Source organism: Salicola sp. AFF1 (assembly GCF_056783195.1).
The window spans coordinates 1-1558 of record NZ_JBXAYL010000092.1 but is presented as its reverse complement, the minus strand read 5'-3'; the positions used below and the strand labels follow the sequence as shown (position 1 = coordinate 1558).

Genomic DNA, 1558 nt, shown 5'->3' with positions numbered 1-1558 from the left:
CCCGGATTTCTCATGAGAAGGAAGGAAAAAGCGGCTTAAAGTGTTAGAATTCAAGCCTCTACACACGAACCAACACCAAAAGCCGCTATCCACAATGGTACCTGAAAAACTCGCCTTCTCGCCACTCGGTCGCCGCCTCATTGAAGCCGATTTCTCCGGTGGCCACATCAGTTCAGACGCCGGATTGTTGCTCCTTCGCGAGCTCGACAAGCGCCACGGCCTGACCCGCCAGCTGGCGGATGGGGTCCACGATCCACGCATGAGCGCGAAAGTGCGCCATTCGATGCGCTCACTGGTGGCGCAGCGTGTGTACGGGCTGGCGGCCGGCTATGAGGATTTCAACGATCACCAGCAGCTGCGCTTCGATCAGATCCTGCAAAGCGCCCTTGGGCGGGATCAGGTGCTGGCGAGCAAGGCCACGCTGTCGCGCATGGAGCGTGGGGTGGATCGCCAGGCGGTGGTCGAGGCTCACCGGGTGCTGTGGCAGCAGTTCATCGACCAGCACGAGGCGCCACCGGAGGAGCTGGTGCTGGATTTCGATGGCACCGATATCGAGCTGCACGGCGATCAGCCGGCCAAGCATTTCCACGGTCACTACGACCACCACTGTTACCTGCCGTTGTATGTGTTCTGCGGGCGCCAGCTGCTGGTCAGCTACCTGCGTCCGAGCTATTACAGCGATGCCCGCCACAGCTGGGCGATTCTGGCGCTGCTGGTGCGCTTTATCCGCCAGCACTGGCCCGATACCCGGATCGTATTCCGGGGCGATGCCGGTTTCTATCGCCCGAGGCTGCTCGAATGGTGCGACCGCAACGGCGTGGACTACCTGGTCGGGTTCAGCAAGAACAACAAGCTGCTGGAGGAGGTCCGGATCCCGATGGCGCGGGTGCGCCACTACTACCAGCAAAGCGGGGAGAAAATGAGCGGTGTCTACCGGTTCCTGTACCAGGCCACAAGCTGGCAGCGCCGGCGCTGGATCGTCTCCCGGCTGGAGCACGGCGAGGCGGGCGCCAACCCGCGCTTTATCATCAGCTCGCGTTACGACGATGGGGTCAGGCTCTACTACGAGCGCTATTGCGCGCGCGGGGAGATGGAAAACCGGATCAAGGACCAGCAGCTGGATCTGTTCGCCGAACGCGCGTCAAGTACCGACTGGTGGGCCAACCAGTGGCGGCTGCTGCTGTCGGGCTTCGCCTACACGCTGTTCGAGCGCCTGCGCCAGTACCTCAACGACACGGCCTTTGAGCGCATGAGCATCCATAACCTGCGGCTGAAGCTGATCAAGGTCTCGGCGGTGGTGATCCGCAACACGCGCCGCATCAAGCTGATGATCAGCGAGCACTACCCCTGGAAGGATGAGCTCAGCCGGCTCGTTGGCCGGCTTGTGCCAACCTAGAGACAGCGGGCGCCCCCGGCCCGACTCAATGGGGGAAAGGGGGCAGTGTGTCCAGAACCGCCCTTTTGCTCAAACATTGATCAAAATCGGGATTGAGAGCTGAGCCAACAGCCCGCTACGCGGCCAGCAGTCCGGTTTCTGGATGCTCATGAGAAATCCGGG

1 protein-coding gene is annotated in these 1558 nt (G+C 61.8%); it reads left to right on the top strand.

The annotated features are described in order from the left end of the window. Positions 1-94 precede the first annotated feature (94 nt). Positions 95-1396 (top strand): IS1380 family transposase, encoded by a 1302-nt coding sequence (locus AC1RQI_RS16820; protein ID WP_481905765.1) that lies wholly within the window; start codon positions 95-97, stop codon positions 1394-1396. The last annotated feature ends 162 nt before the right edge of the window (positions 1397-1558 follow it).